Source organism: Neisseria lactamica (assembly GCF_901482445.1).
Taxonomy (GTDB): domain Bacteria; phylum Pseudomonadota; class Gammaproteobacteria; order Burkholderiales; family Neisseriaceae; genus Neisseria; species Neisseria lactamica.
The window spans coordinates 736,701-754,959 of sequence record NZ_LR590477.1; the positions used below are offsets into that span (position 1 = coordinate 736,701).

An 18,259-nucleotide genomic window follows, 5' to 3' on the forward strand; every position below is an offset into this window, starting at 1 on the left:
GAGACAGTTATGAAAATCAAAGAATGTCTGCCCGAAATCATCAAACTATTGAGCAGTATCAACAACAAGCTCGACCGCCCCGAAGGACGCGCCGGTATGCCGTCTGAAAACGGCGCGCATGCCGAACAAGCGGAGCGGCAGCTTCACACCGCCCAAGCGCGGCACGCCGAACACGCCGCCGAACTCGAACGCGCCCTGAAAGAAGAAAAACAGCGCGCCGAACAACTGGAGCGGCAGCTTCACGCCGCCCAAGCGCAGCACGCCGAACACACTGCCCGACTCGAACGCGCCCTGCAGGAAGCGCAGGAACGCGCCCGCGCCGGAGGAGGGAAAGCCGCCGAAGAAGCAAAAAAACAAATGCTGGACAAAATCGAAGAACAAATCAGGTTCCAAATGGCGCTGGAGCATGATGCCGCATTGGAGCAGGGCTTGTTGGGCAAATATGCCGACATAGAAAAACTGCCCAAGCTGGTCCGTACCGTCGCCATCGTTTCCCAATGGAAGCAGGTCGAGCGCGTCTGGGACGACCTCAAAAAACGCTGCGACGCCCAAAGGCGCGCCGCCACGGAAAGCGAGCTGGCCATCCTGAAGGGCTGCATCGACATCCACAACCTCTCCTATACCGAAGGCTACAACCTCGCCTCATTGAAAAACATCGCCGCCGGCACGGCGTTCAATATGAAAGAACACACCCGCGCAACACCGACCGGCGACACCGTCGCCGAACAATGGCTGCCCGCCCTCGTCAACGCCGGCGGCATCGTCAGCCGTCAGGCGCTGGTTGCCACAAAATAGGCAGCGTCCCGCCCTGCGGGATACCGTTTGAAACCTTACGGTCCGCCGGTTAAAAACCGCTTGCGGGCCGTCAAAAATGAAAGGAAACAGATATGGGTTTTTGGTCAAGTACAGGAAGTATGAATAGTTCATTTGCGGCTGCTGTTCTGTCGAACTTCCAGCCTTCCACGCAACAGAAACAGGCAAACAAACCGAAAGCTTCAAAGGGGGGGGCGAAATGAATACCATCATAGTCCCCGATATCGGCGGTCATGAAAACGTCGACATCATCGCCGTAGAAGTCAAAGCGGGCGACACTATTGCCGTTGACGACACCCTGATTACATTGGAAACCGACAAAGCTACGATGGACGTAACTGCCGATGCGGCAGGCGTGGTCAAAGAAGTGAAAGTCAAAGTCGGCGACAAAGTCTCCGAAGGCGATGTCATCCTAATCCTCGAGTCTGAAGAACCGTCCGAAACCATTGAAACAACCGACCCGTGGCAAGACGAAGCCTCGGGTACTTTACAGGAAATCAAAGCAATGCACCCAAATCATTATTTCTCCGCCTTGGAGAACCACCTTGCCAAGCGGCAAAACCGATACGCGAAAAGTATCAAAGCCCTCTGCGACAGCATAAGGCAACACCGGATGTGCGCCATCCTGCCTGCCGGTGCCGACATTTCCGCCCAAAACGCCCTGGCAAACTGCGACCTGCTGCTGGATACCCAAACCCTATCCGTGTGGTACACGAATATGAATAAGCCAATTTACAGCAAAGACCGGGCACAAAAGATCGTCAAGATATATCAGATATTGTCTTCCCAAGAATGGCGTATTCCAAATGATACGGAGCTTAAGCACTTTACCCGTCTTGCTCGCAAGTTCAACCCTTGGCGGCAAGGAGATAATTACAGGCTGTTTGGGTCTGACTACTGGCATTGTTTAAACCGCTCCGAACATTGGATTACGGATTTGTATTACGACACAATAGGGAACTATGACGCATCCTCCGGCCACATCGCCGCCGTCAACACCAAAGTCGCCACCTATCTGCCCGCCTTTATCTGCTATCTGCACGAAAAAGGCATGCAACTGGTTCCGACCGATGGCGACCGCATCGAACTCCTAAAGCGGCTGCCCGGGCTGCCGCCTTCTTTGAAACAAGTCCTTGCCGATATCGATTACGGCCGCTGCCGCCTGCCCAAGCTCGAAGACAACTGGTTCAGCGATGTCAACAAGGGCTTGTGGGAGGCGCACGGCTTGGATGACGAGCAGCAGGACAAGCTGAAACTGCGCGCGCGCGATCCCAAAATCGACATCCGCCCGGGCAACGTCGGCATCGACTTCGGCACGAGCAGCACCGTCGTTTCCTACACCGACGACAACAACCGCGCCAAACTGCTGCGCATCGGCGTGGACGATTTCTACGCCGCGCCGCGCGCCGAACACTACGAAAACCCCACGGTTTTGGAATTTATCGATTTTCAGGCGTTTTTGAAGGCATGGCGGGAAACCGCCTATCAGCCGCTGGTGCGCTGGGACGACGTGCGCTGCTCGCACGAGGCGCAGCTCAATTTCCGCCACAACGACGGCAATCCGCGCGTGGTCGGCTCGGTATTGGGCAAAATCAAGCAGTGGGCCTTGCGCCAAGACCGCGACTTCCGCCTGCGGATTACCGATCAGGCAAAAGGTTTCGAGCATGAGTTTGCGCCTTTGTCTTTACGCAATCCGGTCAAAGGGCAGATGCTGGCGGTCAGCGGAGACGACGTATTCGACCCCATCGAGCTGTATGCGTGGTTCTTGGGGCTGAACATCAACTGGCGCAGCCGGGGCATTTTCTTAAATTATTACATGACCTTCCCCGTCGCCTATCCGAAAGACGTAAAAGAAAAAATCCTCGCCTCCTTCCGGCGCGGCCTGCTCCGCAGCCTGCCGCAGCCGCTCGCGGAAAATACGGAAGTGATGGAAGGCTTCAAAGTCGAGGAATGCGCAACCGAGCCTGCGGCTTATGTCGCCGTCGCCATGCACGCCCACAATATCGAACCGACCGACGACGGCATCGCCTATGCCGTGTTCGACTTCGGCGGAGGCACGACCGACTTCGACTACGGCTACTACCGCTGGGCAAATGAGGAAGAGGAAAATTTGGGGCTTGAGGAAATCTTCGAACACCTCGAAGCGGCGGGCGATAAATTCCTGGGCGGCGAAAACCTCTTGGAAAACTTGGCGTATATCGTGTTCCGCAACAATCTGGACATCTGCCGCGACAAGCGCATTTCCTTTACCCGGCCGCTCGATGCGGAAGATTTCGCCGGCTCGGAAATGCTGTTGGAAAAAACTCAGGCGGCAGGCACGAATACGCTGATGCTGATGTTGAAGCTGCGCGCCTACTGGGAAAAGGGCGAAATCAGCGAAACAGGTACGGAAAGCATCGACCTGATCGACCGCGACGGCAACCGTACCAACTGCACCCTGCGCCTGCCAGTCGACGAACTCGACCGCTACTTGGACAACCGTATCGCACACGGTATCGAGAGCTTCTTCGCCGCAATGAAAAAAGCCTTTAACGACCGGATGCCGGAACACGTCCATATCCTGCTGGCGGGCAATTCCAGCCGCAGCAGGCGCGTTACCGATGCATTCGGGCTGTCCACCGACGAAACCAGGGACGCACTTGCCGAAGAACGCTGGCAGCGTACGCAGGAATCGATCAAACGCATTTTCACAGATGCGCCGCCGCAAATGACTGCTTACCGCCCGCTGGACGCGGAAGGTAACGATGAATCGGCATTGACCGCCAAAACGGGGGTTGCCTTAGGTATTTTGCGGATTTGCGATGCGGACAAAGTAAAGGTCATCAGCCATACCGCCGACGCAAACGACGGCGGAGAAGCGCCGTTTGCCCACTATGTCGGCAAAATCCGCCGCCGCAAATTCCAAGCGGGCATCAACCGCAGCGATGCCTACCAGGAATGGAAGGAAATCGGCGTGGTGTCGGAAAAAGGTATTTTCAACCTTTTCCACACGCAATCGAACCTCGCATACGGCGGCAATATGGAAGAAGGCCATACCGAGCTGAAAATTAAAAAAATCGAGTTTCCTGCGGCAGAGGCAGGGAAAAAAGTGTTCGCCCGTGCGGTCGCACCGGATAAAATCGAGGTGTGCACCGCACCCGATGCGGCAAACATCGCCCAAGACTGCCTGCAGGAACTGATGCTCAACTGATGCCTGCGCCATGCCGTCTGAACGGTTTTTCAGACGGCATTTCGAATGCTTGGGCAAACGGCTTGCGGCTTGGTATAGTGGATTAACAAAAATCAGGACAAGGCGACGAAGCCGCAGACAGTACAGATAGTACGGCAAGGCGAGGCAACGCCGTAGTGGTTTTTGTTAATCCACTATATGATGCACTTGCCCGATACGCCGACGGCCGTAAACACTTTTTGACAGGAGCTTCCGTATGGACGATGTGAAAACCCTCTATAAAACCCGCCGCGACGGGTATTCCGAAGCCTTCCGCCTGCGCGTCCACCGTTCTTTGAGCTGGCTGGACAAGGCGCGGGAACGGTTGGCGGCAGACGATGCGGATATGGCGTTCCAGTGTTTTTGGGTTGCCTTCAATGCCGCCTACGCGCGGGAAATCGACGGGCGGACGATGTCTGCCGACCGCAATGATTTTCAGGTGTTTTTAAACGACGTGTGCGCGCTGGATGCGGACAGGCGCATTTACGGCCTGGTCTGGAAGGAGTTTTCCGGCGCAATCCGTTCGCTTCTGGACAACCGCTTTGTGTTCCAGCCGTTTTGGGACTTCCACAACGGAAAGGTTCCGGAAGCGTCTTGGAAAGATAATTTCGAGCGCGCGCGCAAAAAACTGAATGCCGCCCTGGCGGCACAGGATACGGCTACGGTGCTGCTGGTTTTATTCGATCGCCTCTATACGCTGAGAAACCAGATGATGCACGGCGGCGCAACCTTCGGAAGCAGTGCCAACCGCAACCAGCTCAAGGATGCGTGCAATATCTTGAACGCACTGCTGCCCCTGATTCTGACGGTGATGCAGGAACACGCCGGCAAGGATTGGGGCAGGCTGTTTTATCCGTTTGTAAGGGAAATTTGAAATGGCTTTTGCACCTAAATGGGATTCTTCTTGGACGTGTTGCCGATGCGGTTGCAAGTATTACGGGACGATGGGATCCGACGCGGTTCTGCCGCCGCCGGTAAAATGCACCGAATGCGGCGGCACGGAATTCGAACTGCGGGAGAATAGTTTAATGGATACGATAAAATCGTTTTTTTATCAAAATATTAAATAGGTTTGAGGAAACCGGATATCGGCCGGATTGCCTGCAATCGGTTTGTTTTTTGAAAGGCTGTGTTTTGTGATTTGATTGATAAACGGGCTGAATATGTATAATCATCAAATGTGTAGAGATTTGTGAAATTAATCTCGCCACTGTTTTTATGAGGCTTATACTATGCTGGAACTATTAGTTTCTGTTGATACGGACAAACCGCAATTTTCAAAATCTCAATTGTTGGCGTAATTTGAGCGCACGAAAGTCGTGGATAAAACGGCAGAACAGATTTCACTTATTTCTAATATCTTTGTTTCATTTTATTCTGATTTTTAAATTGGAAATAAAGGAAAGCGTGCTGCAACACCTCGCAGAGTTAAGAATAATCTTGCATAAATAAAGCATAAGTTTTATTATTGTTTTACTTTTATGGAGATAAATCAGATGGGCGCAATCAATTTCAACATCCGAATGGACGAGAGCCTGAAAGAGCGGGCATTCCCTGTGATTGAAAGCTATGGCATGACTCCCGCACAGGCGGTTAAACTGTTTTTTAACCAGATAGCGGCAACGCAGACTATCCCGCTTTCGTTTGAGCACAACGCAAGAATACCCAATATCGCGACCCGCAGAGCGATTGAAGAAGCAGAAGCAGACTGGAAAGCAGGCAGGCTGAAAGCCTATTCAAGCCTTGAAGAGATGGAGAAAGACATTCAGGAGTTTGAAGAATGAGCCGGTTTGAGCTTGTTCCAGCCAACCAGTTCAAAAGAGATGCAAAAAAGCAGTGGCAAATTTTGCTAGGCAACGACTGGATAACCGTTGCAGGCTGCCTGATAAACGGCGAGCCGATACCCGAGAAGTACAAAGACCATAGCCTTACCGGCAACTATTACGGCTATCGGGAATGCCATATCAAACCTGATATGCTGCTGATATACAGACAGGATGGCGATGAAATCTGCCTGTTTAGACTGGGCACGCATTCGGAGCTGTTCGGATAAGGTATAAATCGTCATTCCCGCGCAGGCGGGAATCCGATTTTTTGAGTTTCAGTCATTTCGGATAAATTCCCGCAGCCTCCCTCTTCCGGATTCCCGCTTTCGCGGGAATGGCGATATTAAGTATTTCCTATTTTAATCGGCTAAAAATGCCGTCTGAAAGGAAACACCCTTCAGACGGCATTTTTGTGCTGATTTTTAGGAAAATAAATCAAGTGCTTTGACAAAGACCATCACCACGCCGTAGGCGAGCGGTATGATGGCCAATGCCCAACGCCACCAGACCGATATGCCGCCGCCGGAAACTTTTTCGCCCACAAGGTAAGCGTCGGATATGGCGGTTTCGTCATCGGGGTTGCCGCTGTGTGCGGCTGTCTTGATGTCTTTTTCGTGGTGTTTTTCGTGTACGGATTTGACGGCGAGGTTGCACAACAAACCGATAATCAGCAGGCACGCCATAATGTACATGGTTACGCCGTATGCCTGTGCCGCCGGTATGCCGCTGTCGATTTGGCTTTGGCGTATGTAATTGACCAGTACCGGACCGATGACGGCGGCGGTTGACCAGGCCAGCAGGATGCGCCCGTGAATCGCGCCGACCTGATAGGTGCCGAACAGGTCTTTCAGGTAGGCGGGAATGGCGGCAAATCCGCCGCCGTACATGGAAATAATCACGCAGAAGCCGATGATGAACAGGGCTTTGCTGCCGCCCTCGCCGATGGAGGGAACGGCGAAATACAGCAGCGAGCCGAGTACGAAGAAGATGGTGTAGGTGTTTTTGCGTCCGATTTTGTCGGAAACGCTCGACCACAAAAAGCGTCCGCCCATATTAAACAGGCTCAGGAGGCTGACGAAGCCTGCCGCCGCACCTGCGCCGACTGCCGCCTGCCTGCCTACGGAAGTTTCGGAAAAGAGTTCCTGAATCATCACGGATGCCTGACCCAATACGCCGATGCCGGCGGTTACGTTCAGGCACAATACCCAGAACAACAGCCAAAACTGCGGCGTTTTCATGGCTTGGGACACGTTGACATGATTGCTGCTGACCAGCTTGTTTTGCGTTTTCGGCGCGGTATAGCCTTCAGGTTTCCAGCCGTCGGCAGGTACGCGGATGGTAAACGCGCCGAACATCATCAGTACGAGGTAAAGCAGACCCAATACGGCAAAGGTTTCAACAACCCCGACCGAAGCGGCGTTTGAAAAGGCGTTCATCAGTGATACGGAAAGCGGTGAGGCCAGCATTGCGCCGCCGCCGAAACCCATAATTGCCAAACCGGTCGCCATACCCGGCTTGTCGGGAAACCATTTCATCAGTGTGGAAACCGGCCCGATGTAGCCCAAACCCAAGCCTACGCCGCCGATGACGCCGTTGCCCAAATAGAGCAGGAAGAGGTTGTGCGTACTCACGCCGAATGCGGATACGAAGAAGCCCAGGCTGAAACAGCAGGCGGCGGCAAATATGGCTTTGCGCGGCCCTACCCGTTCCATCCATGTGCCGAACAGGGCGGCCGACGCGCCCAGCATCGCGAGTGCGATACTGAAAATCCAACCTACGGTCGTCAACTTCCAATCTCCGGCCGCCGATTCGGTTATGCCGATAAGTTTGGTCAGCGGCGCGTTGAATACGGAATAGGCGTAAATCTGCCCGATGGCAAGGTGCACCGCCAATGCTGCGGGGGGTACGAGCCAACGGTTGAAACCTGGCTTGGCAATGCTTGCCTCACGGTCTAAAAACTTCATAACATCCTCTTTCTGTCAGTTGAAAAATAAAAATTCATTTTCTCAATGGAACTTATTAAAAATTATAAAAAAATATCGGGTCGGGTTTTTATCCTCCCCAAGATGCGCCGTCTGAAACATTTCGGGTGTGCGGAGAGGTTTCTGTTTTTTCCAATAAATTCCTGCGGCTTTCCGCTTCTGGATTCCCGCTTTTTCAGGAATGACGAATTAAAGATTATCTTAAGATCAAGGGACTGGATTCCCGCTTTCGCGGGAATGACGGCGGCGGGTTGCTGTTTTTTGTTTATAAATTTCTGTAACTTTGAATTTCAGCCATCTTCAATAAATTATCGAAACGTATCAATCGTCATTCCCACGTAGGCGGGAATCCGGTTTTTTGAGTTTCAGTCATTTCTAATACATTCCCACCACTTTTCGCTTCCGGATTCCCGCTTTCGCGGGAATGACGGCGGCGGGGGAGCGGTTTTTCCGATTGGGTTTAAATACAATCAAACAAATCCTGCTGCCCTTGTTCTTTGCTTACGCGCACATCGGTTTCGCCGTCGGCAAAGGTAATGTGCAGCTTCTGCCCCTGCTTCAAAACATCGGCGTTGCGGATGACTTGTCCGCGTGTATTTTTGACGACGGAAAAGCCGCGTTCCAGAATGTGCTGCGGCGAAACGGCTTCGAGCAGGGAGGCTTGGGCGGTCAGGCTTTGGCGGTGCCGGGCGAGCAGCTGGCGGAAGGCGTGCGACAAGGTCGTCTGAAAACGCTCGATGTCTTGCCGGTAAACGGAAATATCGGGGCGGCAATGTTGCAGGGCTTGGGTTTGGCGTTCGAAACGGGCGGTGTGGGCGCGGACGTTTTGCGTCATCGAGTAAGACAGGGTTTGCGCCAGTTTGTGAATGTAGGTGTGCTGTTCGTCGAGTTTTTGGCGCGGATGACGGATTTGCCGCACAAGCCAGTCGAGTTTTTGGCTGGCATCGAAATAGCGTTGTTCCAAAACGGTTTTCAGACGGCCTTGGGCTTGGGCGAGGCGATGTAGAGATTCTTGACGGTTGGGGCTGACCAACTCTGCCGCGCCGGTCGGTGTCGGTGCGCGAACGTCGGCGACGAAATCGGCGAGCGTGAAATCGGTTTCGTGGCCTACGCCGCTGACGATCGGAATCGCGCAGGCTTCGATTGCGCGTACGACCGGTTCTTCGTTAAACGCCCACAAGTCTTCAATGCTGCCACCGCCGCGACAGACAATCAACACGTCGCATTCGGCGCGTTGCGATGCGGTTTTAATCGCTTGTGCGATTTGTAACTCGCTGCCTGTGCCTTGAACGGGTGTCGGATAAACGATAACGGGGATTTCGGGCGCGCGGCGGTTTAAGGTGGTCACGACATCGCGTAAAGCCGCCGCCGCTAAGCTGGTGACGATGCCGATGCATTGCGGACGGACGGGCAAAGGTTTTTTGCGTTCCGCCGCAAACGCGCCTTCCGCCTGCAACTGCGCCTTCAACCGCTCATAGGCTTCGTAAAGCTGCCCCAAACCTTTGAGCCGTACCTCGTTCACCGTAATCTGAAATTCGCCCCGCGCCTCGTAAATGCTGATTTTGCCCGACACTTCGATATGGTCGCCTTCTTTCAAAGGCTTCGCCAAACGCGCCGCCGCACCTTTGAACATCGCGCAACGCACCTGCGCGCGGCTGTCTTTGAGCGAGAAATAATAATGTCCGCTGGCGGCGCGGGTCAGGTTGGACACTTCGCCGGCAATCCACAAACCGGCAAGGTGGTTTTCCAAAAGACTTTTGGCAAATGCGTTCAACTCAGAAACGGACAATACGTCAGAATGAAAAAAATCAGACATCGAATCAATCAAATAGTAAAAAATATAAATATGTTTTGAAGCCTAAGGCGGCATCGAGCCGCCTAAATTGTCAACAATATTATAACACGCGCCATCTTGCCGCCCGCCTTTTCCCATATGACTTTTTTAAGCGGGGAATGGGAAAAATATTCATCAACCTGCCTGCAATCTATTCAAATTGAACCGCCGACAAGCTATGATGCGGATATTTTCGACAGGAGGAAAAATGGATACGCAGGCAGTTATCACACATATCGCCCGATGGTTGGACGAATACGCCGCTCAGGCAAATGCAAAAGGGTTTGTCGTGGGCGTTTCCGGCGGCATCGATTCCGCCGTCGTCTCCGCACTCGCCGCCCGCACCGGTCGCACCACGCTGCTTCTGGATATGCCGATACGCCAACACCCCGACCAGCTTGAGCGGGCAAGGCTGCACATCCGCAATCTGCAACGGCAATATGCCAATGTAAGCGCGCAAACGGTCGATCTGACCGACACCTTCCAGACCTTTGAGCAAACCGTCGGCATTCATCAGACGGCATTTGACAATCAGCCGCTTTCCCTCGCCAACGCCAGAAGCCGCCTGCGTATGCTGACCCTGTACTACTACGGGCAGATACACGGACTGCTGGTTACAGGGACAGGTAATAAAATTGAAGATTTCGGCGTGGGATTTTTTACTAAATACGGCGACGGCGGCGTGGACATCAGCCCGATTGCCGACCTGACCAAAACACAGGTTTACCGGCTTGCCGAAGCATTGGGCGTGGACGAGGCGATTCAAAAAGCCCCACCAACCGACGGCCTGTGGGATACGGAACGCACCGACGAGGAACAGATGGGCGCAAGCTATCCCGAACTGGAGTGGGCAATGGGCGTGTACGGCACGCGCAAACCCGAAGATTTTGAAGGGTGGCAGCGCGAAGTTCTGGAAATCTATACGCGGCTTCACCGCGCCATGCAGCACAAAATCAACCCGATTCCCGTGTGCCGCATTCCGCCCGAATTGTTGGGCTGAAACGTGGAAATACCGTCTGAAACGGAAAACCGTATTTCAGACGGCATTGAAATATCCGGACGCGTCCCTTAAGAAGCAAGTACGCGGGCAAACAGAATATCGTTTTCCAAATGAATGTGGTCGTTCAAGTCGTCCACCATTTCTTTGGTCAAAGCGTAAAGCCGTGTCCAGCTTCCGCAGGCTCCTTCGGGCGCTTGGAAATTATCGGTCAGCTCTTTGAGCCGTGCGATGGTGCGGTCGTGTTCTTCATGTTCGTGCATCATCACGCTGATGGGCATCGCCGCACCCCGGCCGACACCCTGATTAATCATCGGAAACAGCATCCTTTCCTCTTTCATCATATGCATCAGCAGTTCGTTCTGCATATAGGCAAGCAGCTCGGCAATTTCCGCCGGAAAGGTATCGGCATGAACTTGGGCCACTTTTTGCGCCAGCGGCACCAATTCTTCAAATTGTGCACGGTGTACATTGTGGTAGCGTTGCAGGATATGATCAACAGTCGCACCAAAGGGAGCAGTTTCCCAAACGGAAAAATCAGTCATCGCAGTGTTCCTTTTATAGGGTTTCGGGTTTGGTTTTGAACATTCATACTTTAAGAATCTATTTAAACGGAGCATACACCGCCCGCGCGTTTATGTACAGCCTCAAACGTATTCCTTACATTTTGATAATAAAAGTAATTTTCAGAAATAAAATACTGTCCGAACCGTTTTTTTAGAATTTGCAAAGGCGATTGGGGCGGTACAGAAAAACTATTATCCCGCCCGCCCACTTGAAATTTTTATGCCCAAGCCCTATCCTGCACGCTATCGTGCCAATCCCAACCGAAAAGGAAAAATAATGAGCAGCGAATTGATCGTACACACCGGCGATGCCGCCTTCGAGCAAGATGTTTTGAAATCCGACCTTCCCGTCCTGCTGGACTTTTGGGCTCCTTGGTGCGGCCCATGCAAAATGATTGCCCCGATTTTGGACGACATTGCCGCCGAATTTGAAGGCCGTCTGAAAGTAGTCAAAATCAACATCGACGACAACGAAGCCACCCCGTCCCGTTTCGGCGTGCGCGGCATTCCGACCCTGATGGTATTCAAAAACGGCGAAGTCGTCGCCACCAAAGTCGGCGCATTGGCAAAAGGCCAGCTGACTGCCTTTGTTGAGGCTTCCATCGCCTAACGGCAATATGAAAAAAAGCCGCCGGAATTTAATCCGGCGGCTTTTTTTATTTTGGCTGTGTTTTAATATAGTGTTGATAGACATACTTGGCTTCAAGGTATTCAACAGGATAGGTTTATTCCTAACCGGAAAATAATTGTCTTTTCCCTTGCAAATAATTGAAATAAACAGATTACTAAAACACAGCCAAACAAAAAAGTAAGTGTAAGTGGTTTTAAGGCTGCCTGAAAATAAGTAAAAAGCAAAGCAAGGAACGCGTGGGTGTAAGCACCATCTACCATGTACGTTCAGGCTTTATTTTCATAATAATCTGTTACTGCTTTTGGTGAAAGTGGGGCATTGCATCGATTACAATAATGAATAAATGGAACTACTCCTTGATTGCAAGCTATTTCTTGATTATCGACGCTGATTACTTTCCCATTAAACTGTTTTTGAAATCTGTGGCAATAGGGGCAAATAGTTAAAAAAACTGTAGAAATCACACTATATACACCGAGCAATACAAATAACAGCATGAGCCAATCCATTAATTCATTAAAGTTAGAAATATGAACAATTTGATATTTCTGTAAAAAAACCAATAATCCCATAAAACCTGTATAAAAATATACAATTTTTGATGGTATCAATCTTCGTTGGAATCTTACGGCGATTTTTAGCTCACTCTCTTTGTTTTCAGGCTTAAATGGCATAATTTTGTCATAGTTATTCGTATCCATTGCTTATTTCCTTTTGCTTGGTTTTTTCGGTGAGTTGATTTTCTTTTTTTACACAGGCAATAGGCACTTGGTGGCGCATGGGATTGATACCACAACCAAGTGATAGCACCGGGTGCTTCGCTTTCGTTATATGGCTCACTGGGAGAGAGCTTGGGTGAGAGGATGTTTAGGGGGGAGTGGGCATAGTTTAGAGTTACGATTAGTTAAAGTAAAAAGGAAAGGTAAGTGGTTTTAAGGCAGCATGAAACTGAGTTCAGCGAAACCAAAACCGCGTGTGCATGAATGCACATCCTACCATTTCACTTTTTTGGTTGGTTACACAGGCTATGCTGGTTAGTAGTGCCAGTTAATCTACATCTTGATAAAGTTTATCTATAAAACTATCAAAATCAGGTGCGATGGGAACTGTAATCATCTTGGTATTACCTAGTTCATCTTCGTAAAATTCATCATGATACATAAGTACGATGGATGGATTACTTGAATTTTTACGGTAATCAAAACAAATATAATCGCCATTTGCACTTATTCCAAATGCCACAACTTGGTTTCCATAGCCATATTCATCATCAATGCATGAATAGGTATAGATATTTTCATGACAGGAGGCATCTTTTTTATATCCTAAAAATAAAATATTTCTGTCATCTGTATTCTTATTATTATCAATAAAAATAAAACAATCTTCTTCGGGATATAAATAATCATGTTCACTTATCAAATATATATACGATCTAGGGAATGTTACACCTAAATTTTCTGCAAATTTTTCAATGATTGAAGCAGAAACTTTTCCTTCATCTCTCCAGATATTTAATTTTTTCATTATTCATTTCCTTGATTAACGTCCTTTTTTTAATGCATTTTGACCAGTATGTCTAACTGCATTAGGCTGTGTTGTAATATAGTGTTGATAAGCGTACTTGGCTTCAATATATTCAACAGGATAGGTTTATTCCTAACCGGAAAATAATTGTCTTTTCCCTTACAAATAATTGAAATCAACAGATTACTAAAACACAGCCTTTATTTTAAGCCTTTTTACGGATTTCCCAGCACCGATGGATTTTTTTGTTGCGGAAATCTTCGGGAACGGATTGTTTGGAAATATCTTTCACGGCGTATTGTTCCGATACCGAATCGTCCAAAACGAAGCTGCGCAGGTTGTTGGAAAAGTACAAAATGCCGTCTGAAGCGAGCAGTTTCATCGCGCCGTCAATCAGTTTTTTGTGGTCGCGCTGGATGTCGAGGATGCCGGGCATCTTTTTGCTGTTGGAGAAGCTGGGCGGGTCCATCACAATGAGGTCGAACCGCCTGCCTTCCCCATATGCCGTCTGAAGATATTGGAACACGTCGGCGCGGACGATTTGGTGTTGTTCGGGGCTGATGCCGTTCAATTCAAAATTGCGTTTCGCCCAATCGAGATAAGTGTTGGACAAATCGACGGTTTCGCTGGATACCGCGCCGCCGGTGGCGGCATAGACGGTGAAGCTGCCGGTGTAGGAAAACAGGTTGAGAAAACGTTTGCCCGCCGCCGTTTCGCCGACTTTTTTGCGCGTGTTTCGATGATCCAAAAAAAGCCCCGTATCCAAATACTTATCAAGGTTGACCCAAAACTTGCGGCCGTTTTCGGCAATGACGAAATCTTCGCCCGCCTTGCCGGTTTTTTCGTATTGCTGCAAACCTTTTTGGCGTTCGCGGCGTTTGAGATGGATTTGTTCGGGCGCAAAACCGGTAACGAAGGCGACGGCTTCCAATACTCCGGCAAGCCACGCTTCGTATTCTCCGGGCCGCATCAGCCAGCCGGTATCGTATTCCTGAAGGTGGATTCGATCGCCGTAAACATCGACGGCGAAGGGGAATTGTGGGATGTCTCGGTCGTAAATGCGCCAGGCTTCGATGCCGTTGCGTTTCGCCCATTTCATAAGGTGTTTGATGTTTTTGCCCAAGCGGTTGGCAAACGGTGTGATGTCGGTCATTGGTTTCAGGCGGAATAAAGTGGAAAACGGCAATTTTACTGTAATTAACGCCCGATTGCTTGACCGTTTCGGACAAACCCTATACCATCCGCCGCTTATCTTGTTATACGAAGCCATCGCCTTCCAACCTAAACCGCCCTTACGGGCGCGTTTCTTTTGTTGCTTTGATTTTGCAAAGCGTATCTGTGCAGGTTGCCGTCGATGTAAACCACAAGCAAGCCGCTTGCGACAACCCTGTAACTTCACATTCCCCGTATCGTTACCCTTCCCTGCTTCAGGCCGTCTGAACCTTTCGGACGCGGGCGTTGTTGTCTTCCAAGGATAGCTATGTCTATTAAATTTGCCGATTTGAACCTCGATAAAAACATCTTGTCCGCCGTCAGCAGCGAGGGTTACGAAAGCCCGACCCCGATTCAGGCGCAGGCGATTCCGTCTGCTTTGGACGGACGCGACATTATGGCTTCGGCGCAAACCGGCTCCGGTAAAACCGCCGCCTTTCTGTTACCGACTTTGCAGCGACTGACCAAACGCAGCGAAAAACCGGGCAAAGGCCCGCGCGCGTTGGTGTTGACCCCGACCCGCGAACTGGCGGCTCAAGTCGAGAAAAACGCGCTGGCGTATGCCAAAAATATGCGTTGGTTCCGTACCGTCAGCATCGTCGGCGGCGCATCTTTCGGCTATCAAACCCGCGCCCTGAGCAAACCGGTCGATCTGATTGTCGCCACGCCGGGCCGTCTGATGGACTTGATGCAGAGCGGCAAAGTCGATTTCGCCCGCTTGGAAGTGCTGATTTTGGACGAGGCCGACCGTATGCTGGACATGGGCTTTATCGACGACATCGAAACCATCGTGGAAGCGACACCGAGCGACCGTCAGACTTTATTATTCTCAGCCACTTGGGACGGCGCAGTCGGCAAACTGGCGCGCAAACTGACCAAAGACCCTGAAGTCATCGAAGTCGAACGCGTGGACGACCAGGGCAAAATCGAAGAACAGTTGCTTTATTGCGACGATATGCGCCACAAAAACCGCCTGCTCGACCACATCCTGCGTGATGCCGACATCGACCAATGCGTGATTTTCACGTCCACCAAAGCCATGACCGAAGTCATCGCGGATGAATTGTACGAAAAAGGTTTCGCCGCCAACTGCCTGCACGGCGATATGCCGCAAGGCTGGCGCAACCGCACGCTGATGGATTTGCGCAAAGGCCGCTGCAAAATTTTGGTTGCCACCGACGTTGCCGCACGCGGTATCGACGTACCGACCATTACCCACGTTATCAACTACGACCTGCCGAAACAGGCGGAAGACTACGTCCACCGCATCGGACGCACCGGCCGCGCAGGCCGTACCGGTATTGCGATTACTTTTGCCGAAGTGAACGAATACGTCAAAGTCCACAAAATCGAAAAATACATCGGCCGCAAACTGCCCGAACTGACCATCGAAGGCATGGAACCGACACGCAAACGCAAACCGGCCGGCGGCAAACCGAAAGGCAAAGGCGGCTGGAGCGAACGCAAATCCGGCGGTTGGCGCGGCGATCATAAACCGGGCAAAGAAGGCTTCGGCGGCAAAACGCGCGGCGAAGGTTTCAAGAAAGAAGGCTTTAAAAAAGACGGTTTCAAAAAAACCGGCGAAGGCTTCAAAGGCAAACGCAAAGCCGGCGATTCTTTTGCAGGCAAAAGCGAACGCCGTTACAAAGACCGCTAAGCCCCAATCTGCCGCATAAACCAATGCCGTCTGAAACCGATTTTGAGTTTCAGACGGCATTTTTGCAATGTTTCAGCACCGCCCGGCTTTGATACCCAAAGGATTAACCTGCAATATAGTGGATTAAATTTAAACCAGTACGGCGTTGCCTCGCCTTGCCGTACTATCTGTACTGTCTGCGGCTTCGTCGCCTTGTCCTGATTTTTGTTAATCCACTATAAAAACCCTTTTCCGCTTTGGCAACGATTGAAATTTTCTGTAAATTCAAATATCTAGATTCCTTCCTGCGTGGGAATGACGCAGAAGGGGTTCAGATGCAGGGTGGGCATTCCTGCCCACCAAATCCCGCCCTACGGCTTGACTGTTCGATATGATGCCGTTTGAAAACCCAACGGCGGCATGACAATGCCGCCCTGCCAACACACGTAGATCAGAATTGCCATCCCGACATCAAACGCTTGGAAACGAAATGCCGTCTGAAAATCAAACGGCAACATAACAATGCCCCCTAACAAATGCAAAAATGCCGTCTGAAAGCCCTTCAGACGGCATTGGTGCGCCGGGTTTACCGCCTCCTGCCGAAACCGCGCATAGCGGGGCGGCGGTAATTGGCGGGCGGGCGCGTTGTCGGGCGGTAACGCTGCGCCTGCGCCGCCTGTTGTTTTGCCCGGAGGCTGCGCGTGTTCAAATCCCTGCTGGTGCGCGCATTGGGGCGCGCGGACTGATGGTAGGCGGCACGCGCGCGCCGGGCGACGGGGCTGTCTTGGTTGCCCGCCCGTGTGAATTTGTTTGCCAGCGCGTTGCCGATAAACGCGCCTGCCGCCGCGCCGACCAGGCTTTGCAGCAGCCAGCTTCCGGTGGATTGATCGTAAATATACTGCTGCCCGTCTTTGCCGGTAACGGGCTGACCGTTATTGCCGTTTGCCTGTGCTTCGGCAGGAATGGTGTCTTTGACTGCTTCGGGAGTCAGTTGGTAAACCGTATCGTCTGCCTGCTGTGCGAGCTGCTGTTGCAGGGCTTCAATCTGTTTCTGCTGCTGTTCGAGCCGCGCCTGCGTGTCGTCTTGGCAGGCGGTCAGTGCGAATGTTGCGATAAGCGCGGAGGCGGTGATTTTTTTCATGTGTGTCCTGTTTGGGTGGAAAATCGGTTTTATTGTATCGCCGTCGGGAATTTTGGCAAGCACCCTCGCGGAAAAACCCCTCCGCCAAGCCATATTCACAAAGGCAAAACATCCAGCCTGCGGGCAAACTCGATGCTGTTTGCGACAAGGCCGCCCTTGTTTTCCGCCTCAATTTCGGTTTCGACCGTCAGCAGGCGGCGGTTTTTGCATTTGTTCAAACTCAATTCGGCTTCGGCGGGAACAAAAAACAGGCAGTGTTTTTCGGCAAAGCGGCAGGCGCGCTTGTTTGCCGTTTTCAAAATTTGCAGCAGCGATACGTCCAAATGGAAGCGGCGCACGCCCAAGACCAAAATCCGTGCGGCAAAAAAATCGGCGGCATCGGTAAATTCGGCGGGGCTGCTGCGGCTGAAATCGTGCCGTTCGGCGGCAATCAGGGCGGCAACGGTGCGGATTTGCGGAATCATCGCCTCGCTGATTAAAGTGTTGCCGATTGCATCTTGAGGCAGATCGGGGGAAGTTGCGGCGGCATCGGTCAAAATGGTGCAAGTGTGCCGTGTTTCACTTCGCCGGGCGGTTTTGGGGAGGGCATTCATAATCGTATTCCTGATTTCTGATGATTGTGTCTGTTGTCAGAATCGGGCGGACTCATTGAAGCCGACAAAAAAGCCGCCCTGTTCCGAGCGGCCTGTTTTGCGTATGGGATGGATTTCAAGCAAGCGCAAAAAAGTACCGCACGTCTGTGTGGTACCAATAGCAGTAAGCGGTTGTAAACGTTTTGCCTTGCATAATGAAATGCCGTCTGAAGATAAAAATATGGACGAGAGTCTAAATCAAAACGCTGCCGCGCCTCAAGCATTTTATCGAAATTTTTTTGATTTTTTATCTA

General features: G+C 51.4%; 15 protein-coding genes and 1 pseudogene. 8 read left to right on the forward strand and 8 right to left on the reverse strand.

The features are described 5' to 3' along the window. Nucleotides 1-9 precede the first annotated feature (9 nt). From FGL10_RS03940 to FGL10_RS03960, 5 genes and pseudogenes are all read left to right on the forward strand, one after another. On the forward strand, nt 10-795 hold the full coding sequence (locus FGL10_RS03940) for a hypothetical protein (protein ID WP_003707795.1): 786 nt from the start codon (nt 10-12) through the stop codon (nt 793-795). Between the two features lie 217 nt (nt 796-1,012). Continuing rightward, nucleotides 1,013-1,240 (forward strand): annotated as a pseudogene (locus FGL10_RS12475) (biotin/lipoyl-containing protein); the annotation flags it as partial. Between the two features lie 2,998 nt (nt 1,241-4,238). After that, on the forward strand, nt 4,239-4,895 hold the full coding sequence (locus FGL10_RS03950; RefSeq protein WP_003707789.1) for a HEPN domain-containing protein: 657 nt from the start codon (nt 4,239-4,241) through the stop codon (nt 4,893-4,895). A 622-nt stretch (nt 4,896-5,517) separates the two neighbouring features. Beyond that, a complete protein-coding gene (locus tag FGL10_RS03955; RefSeq protein ID WP_036469338.1) occupies nt 5,518-5,805 on the forward strand; it encodes a type II toxin-antitoxin system RelB/DinJ family antitoxin in 288 nt (95 codons plus the stop codon). Then, nucleotides 5,802-6,074, forward strand: a complete 273-nt coding sequence (locus FGL10_RS03960; RefSeq protein WP_003707782.1) for a type II toxin-antitoxin system YafQ family toxin — start codon at nt 5,802-5,804, stop codon at nt 6,072-6,074. The genes FGL10_RS03955 and FGL10_RS03960 overlap by 4 nt, the downstream gene beginning before the upstream one ends. A 195-nt stretch (nt 6,075-6,269) precedes the next feature. Here the strand turns inward: FGL10_RS03960 and FGL10_RS03965 are convergent, their stop codons facing one another. After that, nucleotides 6,270-7,811, reverse strand: coding sequence for an L-lactate MFS transporter (locus tag FGL10_RS03965; protein WP_003707780.1), 1,542 nt, complete (start codon nt 7,809-7,811; stop codon nt 6,270-6,272). A gap of 478 nt (nt 7,812-8,289) precedes the next feature. After that, nucleotides 8,290-9,645 (reverse strand): exodeoxyribonuclease VII large subunit, encoded by a 1,356-nt coding sequence (xseA, locus tag FGL10_RS03975; RefSeq protein WP_003707774.1) that lies wholly within the window; start codon nt 9,643-9,645, stop codon nt 8,290-8,292. A gap of 196 nt (nt 9,646-9,841) precedes the next feature. Here xseA and nadE point away from each other — a divergent pair, with 196 nt between their 5' ends. Further along, nucleotides 9,842-10,663, forward strand: coding sequence for an NAD(+) synthase (nadE, locus tag FGL10_RS03985; protein WP_003707772.1), 822 nt, complete (start codon nt 9,842-9,844; stop codon nt 10,661-10,663). Between the two features lie 68 nt (nt 10,664-10,731). Here the strand turns inward: nadE and dnrN are convergent, their stop codons facing one another. Next, nucleotides 10,732-11,205: an iron-sulfur cluster repair protein DnrN gene (gene dnrN, locus FGL10_RS03990; protein WP_003707771.1), complete on the reverse strand. Its 474-nt coding sequence runs from the start codon at nt 11,203-11,205 to the stop codon at nt 10,732-10,734. Between the two features lie 298 nt (nt 11,206-11,503). Between dnrN and trxA the strand changes: the two genes are divergently transcribed. Beyond that, on the forward strand, nt 11,504-11,836 hold the full coding sequence (gene trxA / locus FGL10_RS04000) for a thioredoxin TrxA (protein ID WP_002247584.1): 333 nt from the start codon (nt 11,504-11,506) through the stop codon (nt 11,834-11,836). A gap of 287 nt (nt 11,837-12,123) precedes the next feature. Here the strand turns inward: trxA and FGL10_RS04005 are convergent, their stop codons facing one another. The 3 genes from FGL10_RS04005 to FGL10_RS04015 all read right to left on the reverse strand — a co-directional run bounded on the left by FGL10_RS04005 (nt 12,124) and on the right by FGL10_RS04015 (nt 14,537). Next, nucleotides 12,124-12,558 carry a hypothetical protein gene (locus FGL10_RS04005; RefSeq protein WP_003707763.1) on the reverse strand — a complete coding sequence of 145 codons (435 nt, stop codon included), beginning with the start codon at nt 12,556-12,558 and terminating at the stop codon, nt 12,124-12,126. A gap of 346 nt (nt 12,559-12,904) precedes the next feature. After that, nucleotides 12,905-13,384, reverse strand: coding sequence for an SMI1/KNR4 family protein (locus FGL10_RS04010; RefSeq protein ID WP_003707760.1), 480 nt, complete (start codon nt 13,382-13,384; stop codon nt 12,905-12,907). A gap of 205 nt (nt 13,385-13,589) precedes the next feature. Continuing rightward, nucleotides 13,590-14,537 (reverse strand): class I SAM-dependent methyltransferase, encoded by a 948-nt coding sequence (locus FGL10_RS04015; protein ID WP_003707759.1) that lies wholly within the window; start codon nt 14,535-14,537, stop codon nt 13,590-13,592. Nucleotides 14,538-14,864: 327 nt separating this feature from the next. On the opposite strand from FGL10_RS04015, the gene FGL10_RS04025 reads away from it, so the two are divergent. Next, complete coding sequence (locus FGL10_RS04025; RefSeq protein ID WP_003707755.1) at nt 14,865-16,253, forward strand: DEAD/DEAH box helicase; 1,389 nt, start codon at nt 14,865-14,867, stop codon at nt 16,251-16,253. A gap of 565 nt (nt 16,254-16,818) precedes the next feature. On the opposite strand, the gene FGL10_RS04035 is transcribed toward FGL10_RS04025, so the two are convergent. Together FGL10_RS04035 and FGL10_RS04040 are read right to left on the reverse strand one after the other, a co-directional pair. Continuing rightward, on the reverse strand, nt 16,819-17,373 hold the full coding sequence (locus tag FGL10_RS04035; RefSeq protein WP_036469337.1) for a hypothetical protein: 555 nt from the start codon (nt 17,371-17,373) through the stop codon (nt 16,819-16,821). 95 nt (nt 17,374-17,468) lie between these two features. Further along, nucleotides 17,469-17,966, reverse strand: coding sequence for a hypothetical protein (locus FGL10_RS04040; RefSeq protein WP_003707746.1), 498 nt, complete (start codon nt 17,964-17,966; stop codon nt 17,469-17,471). Between the last annotated feature and the right edge of the window lie 293 nt (nt 17,967-18,259).

Coding starts and splice junctions, on each gene's coding strand:
- FGL10_RS03965 (WP_003707780.1), bottom strand. CDS start 7,811: ATGAAGTTTTTAGACCGTGAGGCAAGCATTGCCAAGCCAGGTTTCAAC.
- trxA (WP_002247584.1), top strand. CDS start 11,504: ATGAGCAGCGAATTGATCGTACACACCGGCGATGCCGCCTTCGAGCAA.
- FGL10_RS03960 (WP_003707782.1), top strand. CDS start 5,802: ATGAGCCGGTTTGAGCTTGTTCCAGCCAACCAGTTCAAAAGAGATGCA.
- FGL10_RS04035 (WP_036469337.1), bottom strand. CDS start 17,373: ATGAAAAAAATCACCGCCTCCGCGCTTATCGCAACATTCGCACTGACC.
- nadE (WP_003707772.1), top strand. CDS start 9,842: ATGATGCGGATATTTTCGACAGGAGGAAAAATGGATACGCAGGCAGTT.
- FGL10_RS04040 (WP_003707746.1), bottom strand. CDS start 17,966: ATGAATGCCCTCCCCAAAACCGCCCGGCGAAGTGAAACACGGCACACT.
- FGL10_RS04015 (WP_003707759.1), bottom strand. CDS start 14,537: ATGACCGACATCACACCGTTTGCCAACCGCTTGGGCAAAAACATCAAA.
- dnrN (WP_003707771.1), bottom strand. CDS start 11,205: ATGACTGATTTTTCCGTTTGGGAAACTGCTCCCTTTGGTGCGACTGTT.
- FGL10_RS03955 (WP_036469338.1), top strand. CDS start 5,518: ATGGGCGCAATCAATTTCAACATCCGAATGGACGAGAGCCTGAAAGAG.
- xseA (WP_003707774.1), bottom strand. CDS start 9,645: ATGTCTGATTTTTTTCATTCTGACGTATTGTCCGTTTCTGAGTTGAAC.
- FGL10_RS04005 (WP_003707763.1), bottom strand. CDS start 12,558: ATGGATACGAATAACTATGACAAAATTATGCCATTTAAGCCTGAAAAC.
- FGL10_RS03950 (WP_003707789.1), top strand. CDS start 4,239: ATGGACGATGTGAAAACCCTCTATAAAACCCGCCGCGACGGGTATTCC.
- FGL10_RS03940 (WP_003707795.1), top strand. CDS start 10: ATGAAAATCAAAGAATGTCTGCCCGAAATCATCAAACTATTGAGCAGT.
- FGL10_RS04025 (WP_003707755.1), top strand. CDS start 14,865: ATGTCTATTAAATTTGCCGATTTGAACCTCGATAAAAACATCTTGTCC.
- FGL10_RS04010 (WP_003707760.1), bottom strand. CDS start 13,384: ATGAAAAAATTAAATATCTGGAGAGATGAAGGAAAAGTTTCTGCTTCA.